The sequence below is a fragment of the Nocardia sp. NPDC024068 genome, from assembly GCF_040638875.1.
Lineage (GTDB): Bacteria > Actinomycetota > Actinomycetes > Mycobacteriales > Mycobacteriaceae > Nocardia.
The window spans coordinates 60359-85624 of sequence record NZ_JBEZYU010000024.1 but is presented as its reverse complement, the minus strand read 5'-3'; the positions used below and the strand labels follow the sequence as shown (position 1 = coordinate 85624).

Annotated in this window: 22 protein-coding genes; 8 read left to right on the top strand and 14 right to left on the bottom strand. The window is 69.3% G+C overall.

Annotation, left to right across the window (positions count from 1 at the left end):
- Window positions 1-424 precede the first annotated feature (424 nt).
- Together tyrS and AB0F41_RS19375 are read right to left on the bottom strand one after the other, a co-directional pair.
- On the bottom strand, window positions 425-1714 hold the full coding sequence (tyrS, locus tag AB0F41_RS19380) for a tyrosine--tRNA ligase (RefSeq protein WP_357425619.1): 1290 nt from the start codon (window positions 1712-1714) through the stop codon (window positions 425-427).
- Between the two features lie 83 nt (window positions 1715-1797).
- Window positions 1798-2418, bottom strand: coding sequence for a DNA-3-methyladenine glycosylase (locus AB0F41_RS19375; protein WP_357425617.1), 621 nt, complete (start codon window positions 2416-2418; stop codon window positions 1798-1800).
- 161 nt (window positions 2419-2579) lie between these two features.
- Here AB0F41_RS19375 and AB0F41_RS19370 point away from each other — a divergent pair, with 161 nt between their 5' ends.
- The 3 genes from AB0F41_RS19370 to AB0F41_RS19360 are packed head-to-tail and all read left to right on the top strand — an operon-like array spanning window position 2580 to window position 4785.
- On the top strand, window positions 2580-3311 hold the full coding sequence (locus AB0F41_RS19370) for an ABC transporter ATP-binding protein (protein WP_357425615.1): 732 nt from the start codon (window positions 2580-2582) through the stop codon (window positions 3309-3311).
- Window positions 3308-4144, top strand: a complete 837-nt coding sequence (locus AB0F41_RS19365; RefSeq protein WP_357425613.1) for an ABC transporter permease — start codon at window positions 3308-3310, stop codon at window positions 4142-4144. The genes AB0F41_RS19370 and AB0F41_RS19365 overlap by 4 nt, the downstream gene beginning before the upstream one ends.
- Complete coding sequence (locus AB0F41_RS19360) at window positions 4141-4785, top strand: TetR family transcriptional regulator (protein WP_357425611.1); 645 nt, start codon at window positions 4141-4143, stop codon at window positions 4783-4785. The genes AB0F41_RS19365 and AB0F41_RS19360 overlap by 4 nt, the downstream gene beginning before the upstream one ends.
- Window positions 4786-4794: 9 nt before the next feature.
- Here the strand turns inward: AB0F41_RS19360 and AB0F41_RS19355 are convergent, their stop codons facing one another.
- The 3 genes from AB0F41_RS19355 to AB0F41_RS19345 are packed head-to-tail and all read right to left on the bottom strand — an operon-like array spanning window position 4795 to window position 7786.
- On the bottom strand, window positions 4795-5025 hold the full coding sequence (locus AB0F41_RS19355; RefSeq protein ID WP_357425609.1) for a Trm112 family protein: 231 nt from the start codon (window positions 5023-5025) through the stop codon (window positions 4795-4797).
- Window positions 5026-5030: 5 nt separating this feature from the next.
- Window positions 5031-5579, bottom strand: coding sequence for a GtrA family protein (locus AB0F41_RS19350; RefSeq protein WP_357425607.1), 549 nt, complete (start codon window positions 5577-5579; stop codon window positions 5031-5033).
- Window positions 5576-7786, bottom strand: a complete 2211-nt coding sequence (locus tag AB0F41_RS19345; RefSeq protein ID WP_357425627.1) for a hypothetical protein — start codon at window positions 7784-7786, stop codon at window positions 5576-5578. The genes AB0F41_RS19350 and AB0F41_RS19345 overlap by 4 nt, the downstream gene beginning before the upstream one ends.
- A 200-nt stretch (window positions 7787-7986) precedes the next feature.
- On the opposite strand from AB0F41_RS19345, the gene AB0F41_RS19340 reads away from it, so the two are divergent.
- Entirely contained in the window at window positions 7987-9126 is a 1140-nt protein-coding gene (locus tag AB0F41_RS19340) for a glycosyltransferase (protein WP_357425605.1), read from the top strand.
- On the top strand, window positions 9123-10259 hold the full coding sequence (rffA, locus tag AB0F41_RS19335; RefSeq protein WP_357425604.1) for a dTDP-4-amino-4,6-dideoxygalactose transaminase: 1137 nt from the start codon (window positions 9123-9125) through the stop codon (window positions 10257-10259). Before AB0F41_RS19340 ends, rffA begins: the two co-directional genes overlap by 4 nt.
- Before the next feature lie 13 nt (window positions 10260-10272).
- Here rffA and AB0F41_RS19330 read toward each other — a convergent pair whose 3' ends face one another.
- Window positions 10273-13215 carry an AMP-binding protein gene (locus AB0F41_RS19330; protein WP_357425602.1) on the bottom strand — a complete coding sequence of 981 codons (2943 nt, stop codon included), beginning with the start codon at window positions 13213-13215 and terminating at the stop codon, window positions 10273-10275.
- 164 nt (window positions 13216-13379) lie between these two features.
- On the opposite strand from AB0F41_RS19330, the gene idi reads away from it, so the two are divergent.
- On the top strand, window positions 13380-13967 hold the full coding sequence (gene idi / locus AB0F41_RS19325) for an isopentenyl-diphosphate Delta-isomerase (RefSeq protein ID WP_357425600.1): 588 nt from the start codon (window positions 13380-13382) through the stop codon (window positions 13965-13967).
- 251 nt (window positions 13968-14218) lie between these two features.
- Here the strand turns inward: idi and argH are convergent, their stop codons facing one another.
- Together argH and AB0F41_RS19315 are read right to left on the bottom strand one after the other, a co-directional pair.
- A complete protein-coding gene (argH, locus tag AB0F41_RS19320; RefSeq protein WP_357425598.1) occupies window positions 14219-15640 on the bottom strand; it encodes an argininosuccinate lyase in 1422 nt (473 codons plus the stop codon).
- 86 nt (window positions 15641-15726) lie between these two features.
- Window positions 15727-16929, bottom strand: a complete 1203-nt coding sequence (locus tag AB0F41_RS19315) for an argininosuccinate synthase (RefSeq protein ID WP_357425596.1) — start codon at window positions 16927-16929, stop codon at window positions 15727-15729.
- Between the two features lie 303 nt (window positions 16930-17232).
- Between AB0F41_RS19315 and AB0F41_RS19310 the strand changes: the two genes are divergently transcribed.
- Together AB0F41_RS19310 and AB0F41_RS19305 are read left to right on the top strand one after the other, a co-directional pair.
- Window positions 17233-17379: a hypothetical protein gene (locus AB0F41_RS19310; protein WP_357425595.1), complete on the top strand. Its 147-nt coding sequence runs from the start codon at window positions 17233-17235 to the stop codon at window positions 17377-17379.
- Window positions 17380-17616: 237 nt separating this feature from the next.
- A complete protein-coding gene (locus AB0F41_RS19305; RefSeq protein ID WP_357425593.1) occupies window positions 17617-19245 on the top strand; it encodes an amidase in 1629 nt (542 codons plus the stop codon).
- Window positions 19246-19373: 128 nt separating this feature from the next.
- On the opposite strand, the gene AB0F41_RS19300 is transcribed toward AB0F41_RS19305, so the two are convergent.
- Genes AB0F41_RS19300 through argC form a run of 6 tightly spaced genes read right to left on the bottom strand, consistent with a single transcriptional unit; the run spans window position 19374 to window position 25227 of the window.
- A complete protein-coding gene (locus AB0F41_RS19300; RefSeq protein WP_357425591.1) occupies window positions 19374-19883 on the bottom strand; it encodes an arginine repressor in 510 nt (169 codons plus the stop codon).
- Window positions 19880-20845: an ornithine carbamoyltransferase gene (gene argF / locus AB0F41_RS19295; protein ID WP_357425589.1), complete on the bottom strand. Its 966-nt coding sequence runs from the start codon at window positions 20843-20845 to the stop codon at window positions 19880-19882. Before argF ends, AB0F41_RS19300 begins: the two co-directional genes overlap by 4 nt.
- Window positions 20842-22041 (bottom strand): acetylornithine transaminase, encoded by a 1200-nt coding sequence (locus AB0F41_RS19290; RefSeq protein WP_357425587.1) that lies wholly within the window; start codon window positions 22039-22041, stop codon window positions 20842-20844. The genes argF and AB0F41_RS19290 overlap by 4 nt, the downstream gene beginning before the upstream one ends.
- A complete protein-coding gene (gene argB / locus AB0F41_RS19285; RefSeq protein WP_357425585.1) occupies window positions 22038-22952 on the bottom strand; it encodes an acetylglutamate kinase in 915 nt (304 codons plus the stop codon). The genes AB0F41_RS19290 and argB overlap by 4 nt, the downstream gene beginning before the upstream one ends.
- Window positions 22949-24160 carry a bifunctional glutamate N-acetyltransferase/amino-acid acetyltransferase ArgJ gene (gene argJ / locus AB0F41_RS19280; protein WP_357425583.1) on the bottom strand — a complete coding sequence of 404 codons (1212 nt, stop codon included), beginning with the start codon at window positions 24158-24160 and terminating at the stop codon, window positions 22949-22951. Before argJ ends, argB begins: the two co-directional genes overlap by 4 nt.
- Window positions 24157-25227, bottom strand: coding sequence for an N-acetyl-gamma-glutamyl-phosphate reductase (argC, locus tag AB0F41_RS19275; RefSeq protein ID WP_357425581.1), 1071 nt, complete (start codon window positions 25225-25227; stop codon window positions 24157-24159). Before argC ends, argJ begins: the two co-directional genes overlap by 4 nt.
- Window positions 25228-25266 lie beyond the last annotated feature (39 nt).

Here is a 25266-nt window from a genome sequence, read left to right as displayed (position 1 = left end):
GCCTCCACACGGGGGTATGAAGAACCGAAACCAAATTAAATATTTGGCACTGACATTCATCAACACACTATTGAGTTCTCAAAGAACACACGCACATACTTCAGCGTCTGGACTCAACCAGGGCTTCCGTAGGGCAGGTTTTCTAGCTTAACCGGCCAGTGGCTCAGAGTCAAACTCCGCATCTTCGGCCAGTCCATCAGGCGCTCATCGTACAACCTCGTTGTCCCTGGTCCCTCCGGCTCGGCGTTTCCGCCTCGCTCCGGGCCCCTGGTCGGTGTCCGTGTCGCTCTGACCTGGATTAAGTTACGCGGCGGAGAACGCTACGTCAAATCGCCACTTTCACACCGCATCTGCCCAGTTCAGGAGCTTGCAGACGGGCGATCCAGCGGGCCGGGCCACAGAAATGTGACCCAGCCCACCAAGATCAATGTGCGGAACCCCTGCGGGCACCCGCGAAATTCCGCTTCCCACGACGCAGTACGAGCCACTGTCCGTGCAGGTAGTCGCCGTTTTCCGGGGTCCATTCGAGGTCCTTGACGCGCTCGTTGTTGACCGATGCGCCGCCTTCGTTGACGGTCCGGCGGGCCGCACCCCGGCTTTCGCACAGGCCGGAGGCGACCAGCAGGTCGACGATCGTTTCCTGGCCCGGAACCACCTCGGCGACCTCGCTCTCGCCGGCGGCCTCACGCAGCGCCGCGGCCAACGTCGGCTCGTCGAGCTCACGCAGTTCGGCGCGGCCGAACAGCGCCTGGCTCGCCAACTGCACGGCGTGGGTGTTCCGCTCTCCGTGCACCAGGGTGGTCATCTCGGCGGCGAGGCGGCGCTGCGCCTCCCTGGCATGCGGGCGCTCGACGGTCGCTGCCTCCAGTTCCGCCAGTTCGTCGCGGTCGAGGAAGGTGAACCAGCGCAGGTAGCGCACGACATCGGCGTCCGCCGTGTTCACGAAGTACTGGTACCAGGCGTACGGGCTGGTGAGTTCCGGATCGAGCCACAGGCTGCCGCCACCCGTGGACTTACCGAACTTCTTGCCGTCGGCCGCGGTCACCAGGGGAACGGTCAGGGCGTGCACCGCCGCACCGTCGACCCGGCGGTTGAGCTCCACCCCCGCGATGATGTTGCCCCATTGATCGGAGCCGCCGACCTGCAATACGCAGTCATGGGTGCGGCGTAACTGCAGGTAGTCGTTGGCCTGCAGCAGCATGTAGCTGAACTCGGTGTAGGAGATCCCCTCCCCTTCCAGCCGCCGTTTGACGGTGTCGCGGGCCAGCATCACGTTCACCGAGAAATGCTTGCCGAGGTCACGCAGGAAATCGACCGCAGTCAGCGAAGCGGTCCACTCCATGTTGTTCACGATGAGGGCGCCGGTCGGCGAATCGTCGAGGTCCACGAACCGTTCGAGCTGGAACCGGATCCGCTCCGCCCACGCCGCGACGGTGTCCGCGGGGTTCATCGTGCGCTCGCCGACCTCACGCGGATCGCCGATCAGTCCGGTGGCGCCACCGGCCAGCACGATGGGCCGGTGCCCTGCCCGCTGGAAGCGTTTCAGCGCCAGCAGCGGAACCAGATGACCGGCGTGCAGGCTGGCCGCGGTGGGATCGAAGCCGGCATAGAGCTTGCGCGGGCCCGCGGCCAGCACCTCCCGGAGCGCGTCGAGGTCGGTGGACTGCGCGATGAGACCGCGCCAGGTCAGTTCGTCGATGATGTCGCTGCTCACGGGTTCATCTTCGCGCACCGCCGCCCGCGAGCCCCGAACTGCCCGCCCGGTCGCTCCCCGGGCGGGCAATTCGGGTGCGCAGATCAGGCGGGTTTCCGGATGCGCGGCGCCCGCGGACTGCGCCGGTAGGCGGAAACCGCGCGGGAATCGCGGAGCCAGACCCGCCAGGGGCGGTCGGCCTCGGCACTCACGCCCACCCGCGGCCCCACCGCGATCAGGTCCGGATCGACCGGTGGCCCGAGTTCGAGGCGGATCTCCGATTCGGGATCGAAGAGGTCGGTGCCGTAGTCGGCGAGTCCGATACCGAGCGCGCTGCCCAGATTCCCGGGGCCGCGGGCCAGATCATCGGTACCGCGGGCCGTGGGACGGCGGGCACGGGCGACTTCCCGGCCGGCGATGATCTCCGCCGAGCGGAGCAGGACACCGCTGGCGACCCCGTCCGGACCGCTGATGACATTCACACAGGTGTGCATGCCGTAGCTCAAATAGCAGTACAGATGCCCCGGCGGGCCGAACATCGCCGCGTTGCGGGGTGTACGGCCGCGTCCGGAATGCGCCGCCGGATCGTGCCACGGCCCCGCCGGATCGCCGCCGTATGCCTCGACCTCCACCAGCCGCGCGGAGACCGGGCCGGACCGGAGCGTGGCGCCCAGCAGACGGCGGGCCGCCGCGGGTGGATCTACGGCCAACTCCTCTGCGCTCACCCGGTGGATTCTCGCAGCCCTCCCGAACCGGACGCGACCGGCCGGGACTCCGGGCGCCACACGTGGGGCGGATTCTCCGCCACGAGGGGTTGTGCCGCAGGCGGGGATGGCGAAGAATTCATCAGAGGGTGAATTCAACACACGATGAATCGAGGCGGGGCATGTCCGATACCGGCGCGGAGGCCGCGGTCGACGTACGGGAACTCACCGTGCGCCGCGGTAAACGCGAAGTGCTGCACAATATTTCGCTGACCATCCCGGGGGGATCGATCACCGGTCTGCTCGGGCCGTCCGGATGCGGCAAAACCACGCTGATGCGCAGCATCGTCGGCACCCAGATCGTCGCCGGCGGTGCGGTCACCGCGTTGGGCATGCCAGCGGGCAGCGCCGCGCTGCGGCGCCGGATCGGGTACGTCACCCAGGCGCCGAGCATCTACTCCGATATCTCCGTCCGCGAGAATGTCGCGTACTTCGCGGCGCTCTACGGCGCCGAGCGGGAATCGGTCGACACCGCGCTCGCCGCCGTCGGCCTGCTCGACCACGGCGCCCAGCGCGGTGACGAACTGTCCGGCGGGCAGCGGACGCGGGCGTCGCTGGCCTGTGCACTGGTGGCCGCTCCCGATCTGCTGGTCCTCGACGAGCCCACGGTGGGATTGGACCCGGTACTGCGGGTGGACCTGTGGAAACAGTTCCGCGAACTGGCCGCCGCGGGCACCACACTGCTGGTCTCGAGCCATGTGATGGACGAGGCCGAACACTGCGACCGGCTGCTGCTGATGCGCGACGGGCACCTGCTCGCGCAGCTCAGCCCGGCCGAACTCCGCGAACGCACCGGAGAGCAGAACCTGGAAGAGGCGTTTCTCGCCCTCATCACGATGGGAGCACCCGCATGAGCGACCAGCGCACCGCGGCGGCTCCGGGACATCCCGGCCCCGCCGCCCGGACACCGGCTCCGGCGTCCGGACCCCGGCCGCTGCGGGCCTATGCCGCGACCACCGGCCGGATCCTGCGGCAATTGCGCAACGACCGCCGGACCGTGGCCATGATCCTGGTGGTGCCTGCGGCGCTGATGACGCTGCTCTACTTCATCTATCAGAACACCCCGGCTGGGCCGCAGCAGACGACGAGCCTGTTCGACCGCGTCGGGATCAGCATGCTGGGCATCCTGCCCTTCATCGTGATGTTCCTGATCACCGCGATCGCGATGCAGCGCGAACGCACCTCCGGCACGCTGGAGCGACTGCTCACCACGCCGCTGAGCAAACTCGACCTGCTGGCCGGTTACGGGACCGCGTTCTCGATCGCGGCCGCCGCGCAGGCCACGGTGGCATGCCTGGTTTCCTTCGGTCTGCTGGACCTCTACTCCGCCGGCAGCCCCGCGTGGGTGGTACTCATCGCGATGGTGGACGCGATGCTGGGTGTCGCACTGGGCCTGCTGTGCAGCGCGTTCGCGCGGACCGAGTTCCAGGCGGTGCAGTTCATGCCGGTGGTGGCGGCCCCGCAGATCTTCCTGTGCGGGCTGCTGGTCCCGCGCGAACAACTGCCGGATTGGCTGCGGGTCATCAGTGATCTCCTGCCGCTGAGTTATGCGGTGGACGCGTTGCAGGAAGTGTCGTTACACGCCGAGCCGGGTGCCGCCATGTGGTGGGATCTGGCGGTCGTCGCGGCCTTCGCGGCCGTGGCGCTGGCCCTGGGCGCGGCGACACTGCGGCGCCGGACCGTATGAGTCCGGCCGGTTCCGGCGGCCCAGCGGCGGGCCGGTCCGGCCGGAGACCCGGCCGGCCGGAGACCCGGGACGCGATCCTGTCCGCCGCGCGGGAACGGTTCGCGCGGAGCGGATTCGACAAGACCTCGATCCGGGCGGTGGCCGCGGATGCGGGCGTGGACCCCGCGCTGGTACACCACTACTTCGGAACGAAACAGGATCTGTTCGGGGCAGTCGTGGAACTGCCGGTCGATCCGGAAGTGGTATTGCGGCAGTTCGACGCCGCACCGGTGGACCGGCTCGGCGAGACCATCGTGCGGGCCGTCGTCGGATTGTGGGATTCCCCGGCGGGCACCGGCGCGGTGGCCTTGGTGCGCACCATGGTCGCAGGCGGCGACAGCTCGTTGACCAGGGATTTCCTGCTGTCGGTGATTCTGGAGCGGGTACGGCGGCGCATAGCCACCGAGACCGACGACGGCCGGGTCCGGGTGGGCCTGGTGGCATCGCAGATCACCGGGCTGGTGCTCACCCGCAAGATTCTGCACCTCGGCGCGATGGCGGAATTGCCGTTGGACGAGGTGGTCACCGCGGTGGGCCCCACTGTTCAGCGCTACCTCACGGGCGATATCGGCCGGGACCGGCGGCCCGGCCGCGAATCCTGACCCGGCCGCTCATTCGCCGAACTGGCGCGCGAACTCCGTGTGTTCGGCGTCCTCGACGGTGCGCGCCTCGTCGGCCAGCAGCACCGGGATACCGCTGTCGATCGGGTAGGCCAGCCGCAGGCGCGGGTTGTACAGCACATCCGCGCCGTCGGCCGTGCGCACCAGGTGCAGGGCGCCCTTGTCCTGCGGGCAGGCCAGCAGTGCGAGCAGGGTGGGATCCAGGATGGTTTCCTCCGACATGGGAATCAAACTACCGGTCGGCGGAACGAGATGAACCGGTGGCCGAAGTAGGTGCCCACGGCCACCGCGCCCATCACCACGACGGCAGCCGGGGCCCGCGGAAAGCCGAGCCCGGATACGGCGAGTTCGAGCAGGAGGGCGTTGGCGAGCAGACCACCGCAGTTCACCGCGGCGAATCCGAGGAAATCGCGCACCACCCGGCCGCGCACCCGGAAGACCAACCGGCGATGCAGGAAGAACGCGATGCCGATTCCGGTCAGATAAGCGGCCCCCACCCCGGCCGACGGCGGCACCGAGGGGCCCAGCACCTGCAGCCAGGCGACCGTGAGGCCGATTCCCATCACCGTGTTCACGGCTCCGACCACGGCGAACGCGAGTTCCTGCCGGCGCAGCAGGCGCAACAGCGGCCCGGGGCGGGAATCCGGTACAAGCTCCGGATCCACGGTGGGGGCGGGATCCGGCGGATCACCGCCGGTGGACGATCGGTGCGGTGCGGTGGCGGTCGGCACCGGATGACCTGCGGCGGCGCCGGCCGGGTTCTGGTGGCCGGTCATGATCGGACGGCCAGCAGATCCGGTTGCCCGGCCACGGGCTCCTCGGCGGGCAGCTCCGGTGGGGTATCGCGGCGCCGGCGGGCCGTGGTCACGAACGCCGCCTGCAGCACGAGGAGTCCGAGCACGCCCATGGCCGCGCTCGCGGCGCCGATCTTCCAGCCCGGCGGCCGCCAGGTGAGGTCGAGTTCGCCGGCGCGGGTACCGGGCGGGATATCCACCGCGACGAAACTGTCCGCCACCACATCGATGGGCAGCGGGCGGCCGTCGAGATGGGCCCGGTACCCGGGCCAGCCCAGCCGGGCGAAGACCAGACGGCCGCCGGTGGGTGAGTCCACCCGCACGCGGCTGGTGGTCGCGGACTCCGTGGTGGCACCCACCTCGACACCTTCGCTGTGGGCCACCCGCCCGGTCCGGCCGGAGACCGGCCCGGACTCGCGTTCCAATACCTCGATGTAGTTCTCATGGCCGGGGTAGTCGACCCATTTCCAGCCGGTGGGGGCCGGCTCGTTCCGCGCCACCGGGTACAGGGCGCGTTGCAGGACGACCCGGTCGACCAGCATCAGGTCCACCGGCGGCAGCCCGGTTTCCGGTTCGGGGGCGAAGGCGCGGCGGTAGGCGTCCGGGCAGACACTGCTGTCCCAGCGCATACACAGCAGATGACCGAAGTGGAAATGCCCGTTGGGGGTGTAGCCGCCTACGTAGTCGAGTTCCAGGTTCTCGGCGTAGTTGCCGAATGCCAGCGAGCCGTAGGCGCCACCGAGCGTGCGGTCGCCGGCCGGAATCAGCGCCCGGTCTCCCAATTGCAGTGTGGTCCCGTCGAACTCGGGAAACGCGGCCTTCATCTCCGACCGTTTCGCCGGCAGCTCCCAGCTCATCGGAGTCGGTTGCGCGGCCAGTACCTGGACGTAGGCGATCGGCGCCACCGCGGCCAATGTCAGCAGGCACGCCGCCGCCGGGCCGTGGCGCCGGGCCAGCGCCACGACGGCCGCGCCGAGCGCGCCGAGCACCGCCGCCGCCACCAGATGCGCCACCGCGATCTCCGGGGCGGCGCCCAGGGACCGCAACAGCAACAGCACCAGCAGCGCGCCCGCGGCGAGACCCCGACGGCGGATTCCCGATACCGTGCCGTACCGCCCGAGCAGCACACATACCAGCACCAACAGCGCCAACGCCAGCATCGGCAGCACCCGGGCGGGCCAGCGCAACGGTCCCATGGTCCCGGGACCGGCGGTCCACAACAGCATCAGCACGGCGAACAGCGCGGGCCCCATCAGCTCCCGTGCCGCATCGCGCGCCCGCCGCCAGTCTACGAATGCCAGCGCCGGCACCAGGAACCAGGCGATGTAGACCATCGGCAGCGGCTGCACATATCCCCACCACGAGGTGAAGGCCGGCAGCGTGCTCGGCAGGCTGGCGTTCAAGGATTCCGACCACGGCACGGTGAGGAACTGGTCGTTGTGGATCTCCGAGGCTCCGCGCCAGGTGACGTCGGCGGTGAGCAGACTCGGCAGGTACGTGGCCAGGCCCGCCAGACCCGCGCACACCGAAACGAGGGCGAGCCGGAGTACCGGTGCCCATTCCCGCCGGTACCCGTACTCGCCCACCAGGACACAGCCGAACAGCACGGCGGCCTCGACCGCCGGGAAGACGTACTGCACCGAAATCGTGAGGTACAGGAACACGAACACGGGGATCGGCCCGCCACGCCCGCGGGTATAGCGCACCCCGGACGCCCACGCGTGCACCAGCCACGCCGTCCCGGTGAACGCGGTCATCCAGCTGGCGGCGTCGAAGAACAGCAGAAAACCACTGCAGGGGAAGGCCACTCCCGCCACCGCCGACCAGGCGGGACGCCCGCCGTAGGCGAGGCATACCCGGTAGACCCCGAGTCCCAGGATCACCCCGAACATCAGTTTCACCAGGGTCGCGTACAGGGCCAGATCGTCGACGGTGACCGACAGCAGACCGATGAGCAGTTGCGGCGGATTGAGCAGCCCGGCTTCCTCTATCGCGTAGTTTCCCGCGAGCCAGTGCTCGGGTGCGAGAACCGGAAATCTCCCCTCCCACAGGGAGCGGCCGGTCATCACCCACAGCGGCGCGTACTGGGCCTCGGTGTCGTCGGTGTAGAAGTGCCGGGAGTTCGCCAGTAGCACGGCGGAATACGCGGCGACCACCCCGGCCGCGCACACCAGAGCCCACCGGAGCACATCTCGCCGATCACCCGCTCGACCATCCGCCACGGATCCCAGACCTTACCGCCCCGGGCGGGCTCCGCGCCCGGAACGACGCGCATTCGGATCCGGCGGCGACACACCGGGTGCACCTGCTAGAGTTCGCATTTCTCGGGCTCACCAGCGTCATCGAGACCCGGCAACGCGTTATCCTCCGTCGAAAGTCGATCTCGCCAATGCCGTTTTCGCCCAGCTCCGCCTCCGCGCCGACCGGCCGGACCCCGCGCACCGGCGCCGCCGTCCCGTTACCGTCCGATACCGGTTCGGCCGGTGCGGGCACCGCCGCGAATTCCGATTCGCCCGAAGTATGCCGGGTTTCCGTGGTCGTGCCGGTATATCGCGGCGAACATACGATCGCCCGGCTGGTCCGGGAGCTCGACGGGCTGGCCGCACCCACGACCACCGCCGGTGGGCTGCGCTTCCGGGTCGACGACATCGTGCTCGTGCACGATCACGGACCCGACCACTCAGATCTGGTGCTGCAGGGCCTGTCGGCCGAATACCCGCAGGTACGGGCCATCTGGTTGAGCCGCAACTACGGTCAGGACGCCGCCACCATCGCGGGTATGGCGGCGGCCCGGGGCCGGTGGGTGGTGACGATGGACGAGGACGGCCAGCACGACCCCGCCTATATCGCCGATTTCCTCGATACCGCGTACCGGGAACGTGCCGATCTGGTGTATTCCCGGCCCACCAACACCCGGCCGCACGGACCGCTGCGCAACCTCACCTCACGTGGCGCGAAACTGCTGCTGGCCACGCTTTTCGCTTTTCCGGCCTCCACCCGCTTCGAGAGCTTCCGGCTCATCCGCGGCGATATCGGCCGCCGGCTCGCCGAGGTGGCCGCCAACGGCGCCTATCTCGACGTGGCCCTGACCTGGGTGGTGGGTCGTACCGCCACCGCACCGGTCCTGCTGCGCAGCGAGGGCCGCGCCGAATCGGGTTACGACTACCGGCGGCTGTTCTCACTGTTCTGGAAGATGGTGCTGTGCTCGGGAACCCGCGGTCTGCGGGTGGTGAGCCTGCTCGGGTTGACACTGGCGGTGGCCGGATCGGCACTGGCGGCCGTCATCATTCACGCGGCGCTCACCGGCGACGACAACCCGGAAGGCTGGGCGTCGATCATTGTCGTCCTGCTGCTGTGCTCGGGAGCCCTGCTCTTCTCGCTGGGACTGATCGCCGAATACCTCGGCGTGGTGCTGCACATCCTGGTCGGCAAACCGCTGTACCTGACCGTCGACTCGCCCACTCCCCGGCCCCCGGGCGATACGGCGTGTCATCCCGAGCGGCCGCGCGCCGAGGTCGCGGCGAGGTGAGCGGCCGGATCATCTTCAGCCGGCCCTATCGGTCCGCGGCGGAACTGGCGAATGTCTCGGCCGTCCTGCACTCCGACCACTGTCACGGTGACGGCCCGTTCACCGCGGCGGCGACCGCGAAACTCGCCGCGATCACCGGCGCGCCCCACGTCCTGCTGACCACATCGTGCACTCATGCGCTGGAATTGGCTGCACTGTTGCTGGAGCTGGGCCCGGGCGACGAGGTGATCGTGCCGAGCTTCGCTTTCACCTCGGCCGCCACCGCCTTCGCTGTACACGGCGCGACCTGTGTTTTCGTCGATATAGACACGAGTACCGGCAATATCGACCCGCAGGCGGCCGCGGCGGCGATCACCGATCACACCAAGGCGATCGTGGTGATGCACTACGGCGGAGTGGCCGCCGATATGGCGGCGCTCCAAGACCTCGCGCACGGCCACGGTCTCGCCCTCATCGAGGACAACGCCCATGGACTGGGAGGCACCTGGCGGGGGCGGGCGCTCGGGACACTGGGCACCCTCGGGACCCAGAGTTTCCACGACACCAAGAACGTGCACTGCGGTGAGGGCGGCGCCCTGCTGCTCTCCGACGACATCCTGATGGGCCGCGCCGAAGTCATCCGGGAGAAGGGCACCGACCGCGCGCGGTTCCTGCGCGGACAGGTCGACAAGTACTCCTGGCAGGATATCGGCTCCAGCTATCTGCCCAGCGAGCTGAACGCCGCCGTCCTGGACGCGCAGCTGACCGAGTTCCATGCCATCCAGCGGGCCCGGCATCGGGTCTGGCACACCTATGCGGCCGGGCTCGCCTCGTGGGCGGCGGGTCAGGGTGTCGTACCGATGACGGTGCCGCCCGACCGGCGGCATACCGCGCACCTGTTCTACCTGCGGATGCCCACCGAGGAAGCACGAGACGGGCTCATCCGGCATCTCGCCGACCGCCAGATCGTCGCGCCGTTCCACTATGTGCCGCTGGATTCCAGCGCTGCCGGGCTCAAATACGGGCGGACCCCGGCGCCCTGCACTCGCAGCGCCCGCTTCGCGGCGACCATCGTGCGGCTTCCCCTGTGGCCCATGCTCACCGGCGACCAGCTCGACCGGGTACTCGAGGCGGTCACCGCGTACCGGTGCTGAGAGTGGCGGGGGATCAGGTGGGAAGCCCCAGCCGGTCGGCGTCGGTGAGCACCTCGTAGCTCTCGGATTCCGGCTCGTACCACCAGGTCCGGGGTCCGGGCCCGGGAGCGCCGGCCCGCTGGACCGCCTGCGCCGAGGGCCGGAACGAGAGGCTGCGCGGGATCTCGTCGACCACATACACCACATCGGGACGCTGATCGGGCGCCAGTGAACGCAGCGCTTCGGTGAGGTCCTGCGCTTCGAGCCGGAAACCCGGCCGTTCGCTCACCGCCGCGACGGCCAGTGTCCGGTTCCCGGCGTCCAGGGGATAGGCCACCTCCATATCGACCGCGGCGATATCGTTGAGCACGTCCACGATCGGCTGGGTGAAGACCGGGCCGCGGCGGGTGCGGATCACCGTATCGATGCGATCCACCAGCCAGTAGTCACCGTCGGTATCACGGCGGAACAGGTTCTCGGTGGGCAGCCAGGAGTCCCCGGCCTCGAATACACCGCGTAGCCCGCCCCGCGACAGGTCGGACGTGGACCCGGTGGAGCCGATCAGCAGACCGACCTCGTTATCGGCACAGCGCCGGGCGAACCCGTTGTCGTCCAGCAAGATCTGGCCGGTGTCCGGGTCGAAGGCCACCAGTTCCACCCGGGCGGTGCCCGGTACGGGACGGCCCTTGCACCCGAATTTCACCCCCGGCACATTCGCCAGCACCACATCGCCCTCGATGGAGGCGTAGAACTCGAGCACCCGGGCCGGCGGGAACTGTTCGAGGGTGCGCCGCCACAGTCCGGCGGGCATCCCGGAGCCGATGAACAACCGCACCGGATGTGCGTGCCCCTGGGGGAAGACCTCGGCGTCGAGAATATCGCGCAACATCGTCCACGTGTAGGTGACGACGGTGACCCCGTAGCGATGGACCTCCTCGGCGAACCGCGCCGGATCCAGCGATCGGGCCAGTGCGATCCGGCTCCCCCCGGCGATCGCCCCGCCCAGGCTCACCAGCAGCCCCGACGAATGGTGCAGCGGCGCCAGGCAGTACACCGTGTCCTTGTGGTCCAGGTCCGCGGCCGAGGCGGTACCGAACGCCGACAGCGCCCAGCGATGGTTGGTGATGTATTTGATGTCGAGCCGGTCGCCCACTCCTGTCACCAGGATGAACGCCAGTTCCCGCGCCCGCGCCGGATTCGGCCGGTACCAACCCGGCAACCGCACACGCTCGGGATCCACCTGCTCCAGGTCGACCAGATCGGTCCCCGCGGGCACAGCCAGCCCGCGCGAATCGCCACCGCCGAGAACCAGTACCCGCGCGCCGGTCGCGACCGCATGGCGGACGTTCTCCGGGTCGGACACCAGGATCATCGTCCCGGTCTGCTCCAGCGCCGAGGTCAATTCGCTCTCCGGCGCCAGCAGCACCGCCACCGCCCCGATCCGCGACAGCGCCGCCAGGGTCACCAGAGCGCTGGGCCGGGTCTCCATGACGACACCGACCCGGGTGGCCGGGCGGATACCGACCGAGATCAGCCCGCGCACGACATTGTCGATCCGGGCGTCCACCGCGGCATTGGTGTGCACCCTGTCGTCGAAGAGGAAGCACTCCCCCTTCGGGGCGCGCCGAGCCTGCTCGGCCATGAGCCGCCCGATCGAGATCCGGGTATCGGACTGGATCATGCCGAGGCGGGTGAGCCGGGGCAGGGTGCGCGCCGCACCCTCGACCGCCCCGACCGAACCGCGCACGGTGTTGGCGGCCAGATGTTCGAAGGTGCGCCCGATCTCCGCGCCCGCCTCGGCCAGGGCGGCGGCGGTGTGCACGGCCCGGCGCAGCGCCGAACGGGGCAGATCCACCGGGACATGGTCGGCCATGGGGACGATTTCCTCGGGCAGCGCGTTGACGCCGTCCACCCAGCCGACCCATTCGCGCACCTGCGGCCAGGTGAACCGGGTCGCCACCGATCCCGCGACCAGGCCGAAATGACCGGAGACGACGGTGGACTCGTAGACCTCGGCCCGCGGCGCGGCCCGCACGATACCGCGCACCGCCGCCGGCTGGCCGATTTCGTCGACCTCGCCGACGAACGCCAGGATCGGGCATTTCAGATCGGCCAGCGAAATCGGCTGATCCCGGATGACGAACCCGCCGAGCATCATCCGGTTGTGGACGACGAACTGTTTGAGCAGATCGGCGGCCGCGGGACCGGCGTAACCGATCCAGCCCTCGTTGGCCAGGAACCGGCGCTGCCGTTCCTTCGGCAGCAACGCTTCCCGGTCGTGCAGCTGGCGCAGGAAATCTATCCGGGCCTTGGCGGTTTTCACCGGGTCCAGCATCTGGAATCCGATCCGCACCATCCGGTCGGTGATGGGGAGCCGGGGCACCACGTGGTCGGCGGCGAAGTCCACCAGATCGCTGACCGCCGCATGCGGCAGCCCCAGCGGCATCCCGGCGACGATATCCACCGGACTGCCGAAGGTCACGATACTGGCGATACCCTTCCCCGAGCGGTACGCGGCGGCCTGGTAGGCGAACATCCCGCCCTGCGAATACCCCATGAGGTGGACACTGCGGCCGGTGGCCGCGCAGACGCTGTCGATGGCGCTGTTCACCGCGAGGACGTGGTCGGCCAGATCCCGCTTCCAGCCGCCCTCCTCCGAGGAGGGTGAGCCGAAGTCGACGACCCAGCAGTCGATTCCCCCGCGATGCAGAATCCCCACCGCGCCGTCGTCGCCGTTGACATCCCAGATATCCGCGCTGACCATGAGCGGCGGAACGAACAGGGCCACCGGACCGCCGCCGGACCCGCCGGGAAAATAGCGCCGCAGCCGATACATGGAGCGTCGCTCGACGACGTCGAACGGCGAGGAATCGGTATCGCGTCCGAGCCCGCCGAAGCGGATCACCTCGAGACCGTTGTGCGCGGTGGCCATCACCCGCTGCGCCGATCCCACCAAACCTCGCACACTCAACTTCACGTTCCGCTCCCAGCCCTACACGTGGCATGGCATACCTCACGACACCGAGGTATGCACAAAGCCTGCCATATCCCACGCCGGTCCCGAGGGTCCGTTGTGACATCTACATCATGTACCCGTCACCGGCGCGGAACCTCGCGGCCCGCGCCGATAGGGTGGGGATCGTGACCGACGCGACCCCTACTCCGACTCCCGCGCACCCGCCGGCGGGCATCGATCGGGAGTCGCTGCTCGTCGAACTCGTGGACGCGGCCGGCAACACCGTCGGTTCATTGCCGGTCGCGCAGGCCCACCGCTCCCCGGGTGTACCGCACCGGGCCTTCTCGGTCCTGATCTTCGATACGGCCGGGCGGACGCTGCTGCAACAGCGTGCCGCCGGTAAGACCCGGTTCCCGGCGCGCTGGTCCAACACCTGCTGCGGCCACCCGGCCCCGGGTGTACCTGTCGGCGAGGCCGCCGGTATCCGGCTCGCGGAGGAGATGGGCCTGCGGGTGCCGCTGACCGAGGTCGGCGTCTACCGCTACCGCGCCGAGGACCCGCGGACGGGGTATGTGGAACACGAATGGGATCACGTACTGGTGGGCCGGCTCGACGACGCCGATCCGGTACCGGACCCGGCGGAGGTCGCGGCCTACCGCTGGGTTACCCCGTCGGCGTTGCAGGCCGAACTGCGCGATCGGCCCGACGAGTTCAGCCCCTGGTTCCCGGGTGTCCTCGAGGTGGCGGGCGCGCACCGCGCACCCGCCGACTGACCCCCACCCGACCGCAGATAGTCCTTCTGCCGTCCTTGTTTCCCGGGCGGTCCGCTTGCCGCAGCGATCGGCGCATCAAATAGTTGAATGCGCATATCCACGTAAGCACATCATGATTGGTGTTCCGGCAAACCGGTGGAGACCAGATGACTCCGAAGCCGGGAAGGCTGCGGGCGGTCGAATGCGCAAGCCTTCGACATCAGGTTCCTCCCGATCGGCCTCGCCGATATCGGCGAGGCCTCATCCGAGGTTCAGTCCAGCCAGGCGCGAATCTCGTCGGCCGCCTGCCGGACCTCCGCCAGCTGTTCCCGCACCCGCTCCCCCGCCGTCCCGCCGCGGGCATTGCGCGATGCCACCGACCCGCCGACCGTCAACACTTCCCGGACCTCGGGGGTGAGCGCCGGATCGACCGCCGCGAACTCCGCATCGGTCAGTTCGTCCAGCCCCACGCCCCGGGCCTCCGCGGTCCGGACGCAGGCACCGGCCGCCTCGTGCGCCACCCGGAACGGCACCCCGTGGCGCACCATCCACTCGGCGATATCGGTGGCCAGCGTGAAACCGGCGGGCGCGAGTTCGGCCATCCGGCCGGTATGGAAGGTCAGGGTCGACACCAGCCCGGCGATGGCCGGCAGCAGCAGCTCCAGCTGCGCCACCGAATCGAACAGCGGCTCCTTGTCCTCCTGGAGATCGCGGTTGTAGGCCAGCGGCTGCGCCTTGAGGGTCGCGAGCAGGCCGGTGAGATTACCGATCAGCCTGCCCGCCTTACCGCGGGTGAGCTCGGAGACGTCCGGGTTCTTCTTCTGCGGCATGATCGACGAGCCGGTGGACCAGGCGTCGGCCAGCGTGATGTACCCGAATTCGGCGGTGCTCCAGACGATGATCTCCTCGGCCATCCGGCTCAGGTCGACCCCGATCATCGCCAGCACGAACGCCGCCTCGGCCGCGAAGTCACGCGAGGACGTGGCGTCGATGGAATTCGCGGCGGCCGCCGTGAAATCCAGTTCCGCCGCGATCGCCTCCGGATCGAGCCCGAGCGAGGACCCCGCGAGGGCGCCCGAACCGTACGGGGACACCGCGGCACGCCGGTCGAAATCACGCAGCCGGTCGATATCGCGCAGCAGCGGATGGGCATGGGCCAGCAGATGATGGGCCAGCAGTACCGGCTGCGCGGCCTGCAGATGGGTTTTGCCGGGCATCACCGCGTCCGGGTGCGCACCCGCCTGGGCCACCAGTGCGTCCACCACCGTGACCAGGCCGGCCGCGATACGCCGGACCGCGTCGCGCAGCCACATCCGGAACAGGGTCGCGACCTGGTCGTTGCGGGACCGCCCGGCCCGCAACCGGCCACCGAGCTCGGCGCCGACCCGTTCGATCAGCCCCCGCTCCAGGGCCCCGTGCACATCCTCGTCGGATTCCGCCGGGGCGAAGGCCCCGGATTCGACGTCGGCGGCGAGCCCGTCCAGGCCGGCGAGCATACCGGTCAGATCGCTCTCCGACAGCAGCCCCGCCTTGTTCAGTACCCGGGCGTGCGCTTTGGAGGCGCGGATGTCGTAGGGCGCGAGCACCCAGTCGAACTGGGTCGATTTACTGAGCGCCGCCATCGCCTCGGCGGGACCCGACGCGAACCGCCCGCCCCACAACGCGCCTTCGTTGGTGCCCACTGCCTCTCCCACGTCTCGATGTGCCGTGCCGACTGTCGTCCCACGGTAATCACCCGGGCCGGTTTCCCCCGGCCCGGGTGGTGATCAGTTCGTCGTGACTACTTCTGGTTCAGATCGCGTTTCGCGGCGACCTTCGAGGACAGGCCGTGGATCTGCACGAAGCCCTTGGCGAGGGACTGGTCGAAGGTGTCACCCTCGTCGTAGGTCGCCAGGTTGAAGTCGTACAGCGACTGGTCGCTGCGGCGGCCGTTGACGACGACATTGCCGGCGTGCAGCACCATCCGGATATCACCGGTGACGTGCTGCTGGGTTTCCGCGACGAAGGCGTCCAGGGCCCGCTTGAGCGGCGAGAACCAGAGACCGTCGTAGGCCAGCTCGCCCCAGCGCTGTTCGACCTGCCGCTTGTACCGGCCGAGTTCACGTTCCAGGGTGACGCTCTCGAGCGCCCGGTGCGCGGTGATCAGAGCGATGGCGCCCGGCGCCTCGTAGATCTCGCGGCTCTTGATACCGACGAGCCGGTCCTCGACCATATCGAGCCGGCCGACGCCCTGGCGGCCCGCGCGGGTGTTCAGCTCGGTGATCGCTTCCAGCACGCTGACCTGACGGCCGTCGATGGCGACGGGCACGCCCCGGTCGAAGGTGACGATCAGTTCGTCGGGCGCCTCGAAGTTGACGGTCGGATCGGTGGTGTAGTCGTAGACGTCTTTGGTGGGCGCGTTCCACAGGTCCTCGAGGAACCCGGTCTCGACCGCGCGGCCCCAGACGTTCTGGTCGATGGAGAACGGCGATTTCTTGGTGACGTTGATCGGGAGTTTGTTCTCCTCGGCGAAGGCGATGGCCTTCTCCCGGGTCCAGGCGTAGTCGCGGACCGGGGCGATGACGTTCAGGTCGGGCGCCAGCGCGCCGATGCCGACCTCGAACCGGACCTGGTCGTTGCCCTTGCCGGTGCAGCCGTGGGCGACGGTGGAGGCGCCGTGGAATTTCGCGGCCTCCACGAGATGCTTGACGATGAGCGGCCGGCTGATGGCCGAAACCAGCGGGTATTCGGCCTGGTAGAGCGCGTTCGCCTGGATGGTGGGCAGGCAGTATTCGTCGGCGAACTCGTCGCGGGCGTCGACCACGACGGCCTCCACGGCACCGCAGTCCAGGGCGCGCTGACGCACCACGTTCATATCCTCGCCGCCCTGCCCCAGGTCGATGGCCACCGCCACGACCTCGGCGCCGGTCTCCTTGCCGATCCAGCTGATGGCCACGGAGGTGTCCAGCCCACCGGAGTAGGCGAGTACGACGCGATCGGACATGTTCTTGGTGCTCCTCGGATGAGTACGTGGGTCTGCTGTCTTCGCGGGCTGCCGGTCGCCCGGGTTCGGCGAATGATCTCCAGCAGTATGCTGGCCCGTTGCCGGTCCGGCTCACTCCACCGCTACAAATGATTATGCATGACCGTGCAATCTCATTCACAACCGGGGTGGACACCCATAACGACCTGCGCGAACGATAGCCCGCCCAGGGGCCCGGGTGAAGAATCAACCGTTGGCCGCCGGCACGGATTATGAGACGCTGATCACACCACTCGCGCTCGTGAACCGGAGAGGAGTGAGACCGTGCAGACATTGCAGCAATGGGCGATGGACAACTACGACACTATCGGGATCATCGTCGTGACCCTGGGAAACGCGGCTCTGACCGTAGGAACACTGGGCCTCGACCTCGCCACACCGCTCCTGCAGGAACTGGTGAACAACCACTGAACCCGGCCGCGGCCGGGCAACATCACAGCCCGCCCTGCGCAATTCGACGCAATCACGTCCTACTAATGTTGCGCTGGTGCGATTTCTGGGAGCTCCCGAACGCGCCGGGGGCAACATCACATGCGCCGACCGCCAACGAGCCGGTGCCGTCGGCACCGGGTCCCTCGACCCCGATTCCGAACTCACGGTAGCGGTACCTACCAATGTCCGGCCCTTCCATTCCGGACGGAGCGCGGGATGACCGCGCGCCTGTCCCGGCGGGCCTTCGTCCGGGCGGCGGGAGCCGGGCTGTTCGCGGCCGCCGCGGGTCCGGCACTCACCGCCCGGGCCGATCCGCTCGCGCTACCCGACCCCACCCGTATCACCGCCACCGATCCGGCCCTGCTGCCGGCGGTCGAGGCGGCCTCGCTGCTCCAGGCCAAGCGACTGCATCCGCGTGAACTCCTCGACGCCTGCCTGCGGCGCAGTGCCGAGTTCGACGGCCCGATCAACGCCTGGGTCCGGACCTATCCGGAGATCGCCTACGATCAGGCGGAACAGGCGGGGCAGCGACTGGCGGCCGGCGGCGCACCGCTGCTGTGCGGACTGCCGCTCGCCCTGAAGGATCTGTTCGCCGTCTCCGGGCTGCCCGTCACCGCGTCCAGCCGAGTGCTGGCCGGAAATATCTCCGCCGGCGACGCCACGGTCTGGCGCCGGCTCCGTGACCAGGGTGTGGTGCTGCTCGGCCATACCCATACCGACGAATTCGCCCTCGGGCTCATCTGCCCGCAGGTCGGCAACCCGTGGGATACCGCCGCCATCGTCGGCGGTTCCTCCGGCGGGAACGCGGCCGCACTGGCCGCCCGGTTCACTCCGCTCGCGCTGGGCACCGATACCGGCGGTTCGCTGCGGATCCCCTCCGCACGCGCGGGCGTCAGCGCGATCAAACCGACCTACGGTCAGGTGAGCCAATACGGCGTGATCCCGTCGACCGCCTCCCGCGATCACATCGGCCCGATGGCCCGCAGTATCGCGGACGCCGCGCTGCTACTGTCCGCGATATCCGGCGCCGACCCCCGCGACCGGGCGACCGCCACCGCGGCGCCGGTACCCGCGGGCGGCTATCCGCTGATCCCGGCCGGCGGTGCGAAACCGCTGGCGGCCACCCGCTTCGGTGTCGACCGGGGGATGCTGGCACAGCTGCCGGACGCCCTGGGCACGCTGGCAGCGCGCTTCCTCGACCTCGTCACCGGGCTCGGGGGCACTCTCCGCGACATCACCATGCCGACCCTGCCGTCGGGCCAGTTCGGCGACAGCCTCGAGGTCGGCCGATACCACCGGCAGTGGGCCGATCAGCTCGCCCTGTACCGGCCGGATACCGCGGTGATGGTCGGCAACGGGCTGGCCAGCCTGTCGGCGCCCGGTGAGTACTTGACCTTCGAACGGGACCGCACCCGCTTCCAGCACGACTACAACCGGCTGCTCGCCGAGAACGGCCTGGACGCGATCATCCTGCCCACGGTGGTCCGGGACCGGCAGGCCCGCACCGACGTACTCGACAACCTGTTCGATATCAGCGCGCCGGTGACCTGGGCCAACTATGCCGGGGCCCCGGTCCTCTCGCTGCCGGTGGGCAGATCCGCCGCGACCGGACTGCCGTTCGGTATGCAGCTCGGCGGAATGCCCTGGTCGGAACCCGGACTCATCGCCATCGGCCTGGAGTTGCAGGCCGCGGAACCGGCGTGGCAGGAGATGCCGGAGCTGGTCCCCGGCGCACGAACCCTGCCGGACACCGGCCGGCAGGCCCCCGGACCCGGACCCGATCCCACCGGCACCCTCGTCGAACCGCCACCGGCGGCGTTCACACCGACCACCGGTACCGGCTGAACGGCCTGCTCGACCACCACCGGACGCTGGGTCGGCCACCGGACGGCGCGCCGCGCCGTCCGGCGCCGCTACCGACGGCGCACCGGCCACGCGGAGCCTGATGCCGGGCCCGCGGCCGCACGGTCCGGTCAGGCGAGCTGTTCGATTTTCGCCGCGACCTCGGCGCCGGTGAGTGGTTCGCGGGCGATCACCGCGATGGTGTCGTCACCGGCGATCGTGCCGACGATATAGGGCAGTGAGGCCCGGTCCAGCGCGCTGGCGAGGAAATGCGCGGCACCGGGCGGGGTGCGCAGAACCGCGATATTGCCACTGGAATCGGTGGAGACCAGCAGATCACCCAGTAGTTTCGCCAGCCGCCCGGTACCGCCGGTGACCCCGCGTACCGGGCTGCCGTCCTCGGGAACGATGTAGACGCCCGCACCGCCGTCGGCTGCCCGCAGTTTCACCGCGCCCAGTTCGTCCAGATCACGGGACAGGGTCGCCTGGGTGGTCTCGATCCCCTCCGCGGCGAGCAGGCCGGCCAGTTCGGTCTGGCTGCGGACCGGATGGGCGGCCAGCAGCGCGATGATCCGTGACTGCCGCCCGGCCCGAGTGGGGGCGGTGACGGGGCCGGTGGAATGGATACGGGCCTCACTCATCGCCGGTGCGCGCCCGCACGGTCCAGCAACCACACCAGCAGTGCCTTCTGCGCGTGCAGCCGGTTCTCGGCCTCGTCCCACACCACACTGCGCGGCCCATCGATCACCTCGTCGGTGATCTCCTCGCCGCGATGCGCGGGCAGGCAGTGCAGAACCAGGGCATCGGCGGCCGCGCGGGCCACCAGATCGGTATTCACCTGATAGGGCCGGAAGGGGGCCACCCGGTCGAGGCCGTCGCTTTCCTGTCCCATGGAGGTCCAGGTGTCGGTGACCAGGACATCGGCGCCGGCGGCCGCCGCGACCGGGTCCTCGGTGACGGTGACCGTACCGCCGGTCTCCGCGGCCCGGGCCTGCGCGGCCGCCACCACCGCCGGCGCCGGAAGGAAGCCCGCCGGGGCGGCGATCCGCACATGCAGTCCGGCCGTGACCCCGCCCACCAGCAGCGAATGCGCCATATTGTTGGCGCCGTCACCGAAATAGGCCAGCCGCAGACCCTTCAGCCCGCCCTTGTGCTCGGTGATGGTGAGCAGATCCGCGAGCACCTGGCACGGATGGAACTCGTCGGACAGCGCGTTGACCACCGGGACCGAGGCGCCCGCGGCCATCTCCTCCAGCCGCTGCTGGCCGAAGGTGCGCCAGACGACGGCGTCGACGTAGCGGGACAGCACCCGGCCGGTATCGGCGAGGGTTTCGTCGCGACCCAGCTGGGTCGTCCGACCGTCCACCACCACCGCGTGCCCGCCGAGCTGGGCGATACCCAGTTCGAAGGAGAACCGGGTGCGGGTGGAGTTCTTGTCGAAGATCACGCCGACCCCGCGCGGGCCCTCCAGCGGGCGCCGCGAGAACGGGTTCTTCTTGAGTTCGGCGGCCAGCGCCAGCACTTCGATCTGTTCGGCGGGGGTGAGGTCGTCATCGCGGAGGAAATGCCGGACGGCGGTGTCCGGCCGGATCGAGGTGGTCATCCCCGGGTTCCTTTCGTTTCGGCCAGTACATCGTCGAGGATCACCGGAAGATCCAGGACCAGGTTGTCGGCCTGGGTTTCGGTGAGCACCAGTGGTGGCGCCAGCCGGATGACATCGGGTTTGGCGGGGTTCACCAGATACCCGGCCGCCCGCGCCCGGGCCTCGACCCGCGGCGCCACCGGATGCGTGAGCTCGATGCCGATCAACAGACCCGCTCCGCGCACCTCCGAGATCAGCGGATGTTCGAGCACCGCGATCCCGTCGCCGATCCGCTTGCCCACCTGCTCGACATGTTCGAGCAGGCCCTCCTCCTCGATGGTGCGCAGCACCGCCAGCGCCGCGGCCGCGCAGACCGGGTTGCCGCCGAAGGTGGTGCCGTGCAGACCCGGGGTGAACAGCTCGGCCGCGTGCCCGGTGGCCAGGACTGCGCCGATCGGCAGCCCGGCGCCCAGCCCCTTGGCCAGCGTCATCACATCGGGAGTGATCCCGAAGGACTGGTGGGCGAACATCTTCCCGGTCCGGCCGATACCCGTCTGCACCTCGTCGAGGATCAGCAGCGCGCCGTGGCGGGCGGTGATCTCGCGGGCCCGGACCAGATAGTCCATCGGGGGGACCACCACACCGCTCTCACCGAGCATCGGTTCCAGGAACACCGCGGCGGTATCGGAGTCGACGGCCCGCTCCAGGATGCCGACGTCACCGTAGGGGATGTGCACGACTCCGGGCGGCATGGGTTCGAACGGGGCCCGTTTGGAGGGCTGGCCGGTGAGCGCGAGCGCACCCATGGTGCGACCGTGGAAGGCCTCGTCGCAGGCGATGATCTTGCGGCGGCCGGTCAGCCGCGCCAGTTTGAACGCCGCCTCGTTGGCCTCGGTGCCGGAATTGCAGAAGAACGCGCGTCCGTCGCCGTCGCCGAAATATTCGAGCAGCCGTTCGGCGAGTTCGACAACCGGCTCGCTGCCGTACAGGTTCGACACATGCCCCAGGGTGCCGAGCTGATCCATCACCGCGCCCAGGATCGCCTGGTGCGCGTGACCCAGGCTGTTGACCGCGATGCCGCCCACGAAATCGATATAGCGGTTGCCGTCCGCGTCGTACACCACCGCGCCGGTGCCCCGGGTCAGCACGACCTCCGGGGTGGCGTAGTTGCGCATCATCACGTTCGACCACCGTTGCCGCAGTTCCGCAGTGTTCATGCTCTGGCTCCGTTTTCCTCGTCCGCCGGCGGTGTGACCATCGTCCCGATGCCCTCCCCGGTGAAAAGTTCCAGCAGTACCGAATGGGGCACCCGGCCGTCGATGACATGCGCACCCGGGACACCGCCCCGGACGGCGCGCAGACATGCCTCCATTTTGGGCACCATCCCCGCGTCCAGCGACGGCAGCAGCTCCGCCAGCGCGTCGGTATCGATCACGCTGGTCAGCGACGACCGGTCCGGCCAATTCGTGTAGAGGCCCTCGACATCGGTGAGCACCACCAGCTTCTCGGCCCCGATCCCCTCGGCCAGTGCGGCGGCCGCGGTATCGGCGTTGATGTTGTGGACCACGCCGTCGGCGTCGGGGGCGATGGTCGAGACGACCGGGATCCGGCCCGCGCGAATGAGATCGAGCACCGAATCCGGGTGCACATCGGTGACATCGCCGACCAGGCCGATATCGGTGGCCTCGCCGTCGACGAATACGGTGCGGCGGGTAGCGGTGAACAACCGGGCGTCCTCACCGGAGATCCCGACCGCGTACGGCCCGTGCGCGTTGATCAACCCGACCAGTTCCCGGCCGACCTGGCCGAACAGCACCATCCGCACCACGTCCATCACCTCGGGCGTGGTGACCCGGAATCCGCCGCGGAACTCGCCGGTCAATCCGAGGCGTTTCAGCATGGCCGAGATCTGCGGCCCGCCGCCGTGCACCACCACCGGGTGCACACCGACGGTCCGCAGGAAGGCCATATCCGCCGCGAAGGCGCGTTTGAGGTTGTCGTCGATCATGGCGTTGCCGCCGTACTTGACGACCACCACCTTGTCGCGGAACTTCTGCAACCAGGGCAGAGCGCCTGCCAGGGTATGCGCCTTGTCCAGCGCGGACAGTTCGTGGATCGCTTCGGTCATGAGCTGTAGGCCGAGTTCTCTTCGACGTATCCGTAGGACAGGTCGGTGGTGCGCACCGTGGCCGATCCGGCGCCGAGCCGCAGGTCGACCACCACCGCGATATCGGCCCCGCTCAGATCCACCTCACGCGCTCCCGGAGCACCCGTACCGTCGACGCAGACCGGCGATCCGTTGAACGACACCGAGATCAGATCCGGATCCAGATCGATAGGAGCGGTGCCCACCGCGGCCAGCACCCGGCCCCAGTTCGGGTCGGACCCGAACATGGCGGTTTTGACCAGGCTGTCGCGGGCGATGACGCGTGCCGCGACGAGGGCGTCGTCATCGCTGTGGGCGCCCTGCACGGTCACCAGCACGCGCTTGGTGACCCCTTCCGCATCCGCCATCAGCTGTCCGGCCAGATCGTCGCAGACCGCGAGGACCGCGGCGTCGAGTTCGTCCTGGGTGGGGGCGACCTCGCTGGCACCGTTGGCCAGCAGCAGCACCGTGTCGTTGGTGGACATCGAGCCGTCCACGTCGAGCCGGTCGAAGGTCATGCGGGTGGCCTTGCGCAACGCGCTGTCGAGCTGATCGGCGGTGGCGACCGCGTCGGTGGTGAGCACGACCAGCATGGTCGCCAGGGACGGGGCCAGCATGCCCGCGCCCTTGGCCATCCCGCCCACGTTCCATTTCCCGGCATGGTGCAGGGAGGCCTCTTTCGGCACGGTGTCGGTGGTCATGATGGCGTGCGCGGCATCGCTGCCCCCGGACATCCCGCCGCCCATCTCGTGCACGATCTCGGTGATGCCGGGCAGCAGTTTGTCCATCGGCAACCGGTCACCGATCAGGCCGGTCGAGCAGATCGCGATCTCCCCGGCGCCGGTTTCGGTGCCCCAGTTGCTCAGCGCGGTCGCCAGTTCCTCCGCGGTGCGGTGGGTGTCCTGGAATCCCAGCGGCCCGGTACAGGCGTTCGCCCCGCCGGAGTTGAGCAGCACCGCGCGCAACCGGCCGGACTTCAGGACCTGCTGCGACCACAGCACGGGCGCGGCCTTGACCTTGTTGCTCGTGAACACTCCGGCCGCGGCGTACTCGGGGCCTTCGTTGAAGACCAGCGCCAGGTCGGGTTTGCCGCTGGCCTTGATCCCCGCGGCGATCCCCGCCGCCCGGAATCCGAGCGGGGCGGTGACGCCCTGGTTGTGAACGAGGGTGCCTGAGGTCTCGGCGGTCACGGTGCCACTCCTACATTGGACAGCCCGGCGGTCTCGTCGAGGCCGAGCGCGAGGTTCATGGACTGCACCGCGCCACCGGCGGTGCCTTTGGTGAGATTGTCGATCGCCCCGATCACCACCAGCTGACCGGCGTCGGGATCCACGGTGACCTGCAGGGTCACCGCGTTGGCGCCGAGTACGGCACCCGTCTGCGGCAGTACTCCCTCGGGAAGCAGATGGACGAACGGCTCGTCGGCGTAGGCCTTCTCGTAAACCGTGCGGGCCTCCGCCGCGTCCACCCGCACCGGCGCGGTGCAGGTGGCGAGAATTCCGCGCGGCATGGGCGCGAGCACCGGCGTGAACGATACCCGGACCGGCGCGCCCGCCACCGCGGACAGGTTCTGCGCGATCTCCGGTGTGTGCCGGTGCGCCCCGGCCACCCCGTAGGCTCGCGCCGATCCCATGACCTCCGAACCGAGCAGCCCGATATCCAGTTTGCGGCCCGCGCCGGAGGTTCCGCTGACGGCGACGACGTTCACCGTGGGTTCGACGATTCCGGCAGCCACCGCGGGTGCCAGCGCCAGGCTGGCGACGGTCGGGTAGCAGCCCGGTACCGCGATCCGGGTCGCACCGCGCAGCGCGGCCCGCCCCCCGGGCAGTTCCGGCAGGCCGTAGGGCCAGCTGCCGGCGTGCGGACCGCCGTAGTACCGGTCCCAGGCCGCCGGGTCGGTGAGGCGGAAATCGGCACCGCAGTCGATGATCACCGTCGAATCCGGGAGTTCGGCGGCCAGTGCCGCCGACTGCCCGTGCGGCAGGCCGAGGAAGACGACATCGTGACCGGCGAGTTCGGCGGCCGTAGTGGGGGCGAGGATCCGGTCGGCCAGCGGGAGCAGCTGCGGCTGCAGCGCCCCCAGGGCGGTTCCCGCGTTGTTACCGGCGGTCAGCGCCCCGATCTCGAGGCACCCGGCTCGGTACTCCGGATGGGCCAGCAGCAGGCGCAGCACTTCGCCGCCCGCGTATCCACTGGCACCGGCGACGGCCACCCGCAGGGGCGCGGTCCGGTCGGGCATATCCGTGAGATCAGCCATGTGATGATTATGCATGATCGTGCAAGCTCATTCATAAGG

What these genes read in the sequence shown, in the direction of transcription:
- AB0F41_RS19370 (WP_357425615.1), top strand. Translation starts at nt 2,580, where the DNA reads ATGTCCGATACCGGCGCGGAGGCCGCGGTCGACGTACGGGAACTCACC.
- AB0F41_RS19365 (WP_357425613.1), top strand. Translation starts at nt 3,308, where the DNA reads ATGAGCGACCAGCGCACCGCGGCGGCTCCGGGACATCCCGGCCCCGCC.
- AB0F41_RS19360 (WP_357425611.1), top strand. Translation starts at nt 4,141, where the DNA reads ATGAGTCCGGCCGGTTCCGGCGGCCCAGCGGCGGGCCGGTCCGGCCGG.
- AB0F41_RS19355 (WP_357425609.1), bottom strand. Translation starts at nt 5,025, where the DNA reads ATGTCGGAGGAAACCATCCTGGATCCCACCCTGCTCGCACTGCTGGCC.
- AB0F41_RS19350 (WP_357425607.1), bottom strand. Translation starts at nt 5,579, where the DNA reads ATGACCGGCCACCAGAACCCGGCCGGCGCCGCCGCAGGTCATCCGGTG.
- AB0F41_RS19340 (WP_357425605.1), top strand. Translation starts at nt 7,987, where the DNA reads ATGCCGTTTTCGCCCAGCTCCGCCTCCGCGCCGACCGGCCGGACCCCG.
- AB0F41_RS19315 (WP_357425596.1), bottom strand. Translation starts at nt 16,929, where the DNA reads ATGTCCGATCGCGTCGTACTCGCCTACTCCGGTGGGCTGGACACCTCC.
- AB0F41_RS19305 (WP_357425593.1), top strand. Translation starts at nt 17,617, where the DNA reads ATGACCGCGCGCCTGTCCCGGCGGGCCTTCGTCCGGGCGGCGGGAGCC.
- AB0F41_RS19300 (WP_357425591.1), bottom strand. Translation starts at nt 19,883, where the DNA reads ATGAGTGAGGCCCGTATCCATTCCACCGGCCCCGTCACCGCCCCCACT.
- argF (WP_357425589.1), bottom strand. Translation starts at nt 20,845, where the DNA reads ATGACCACCTCGATCCGGCCGGACACCGCCGTCCGGCATTTCCTCCGC.
- AB0F41_RS19290 (WP_357425587.1), bottom strand. Translation starts at nt 22,041, where the DNA reads ATGAACACTGCGGAACTGCGGCAACGGTGGTCGAACGTGATGATGCGC.
- argB (WP_357425585.1), bottom strand. Translation starts at nt 22,952, where the DNA reads ATGACCGAAGCGATCCACGAACTGTCCGCGCTGGACAAGGCGCATACC.
- argC (WP_357425581.1), bottom strand. Translation starts at nt 25,227, where the DNA reads ATGGCTGATCTCACGGATATGCCCGACCGGACCGCGCCCCTGCGGGTG.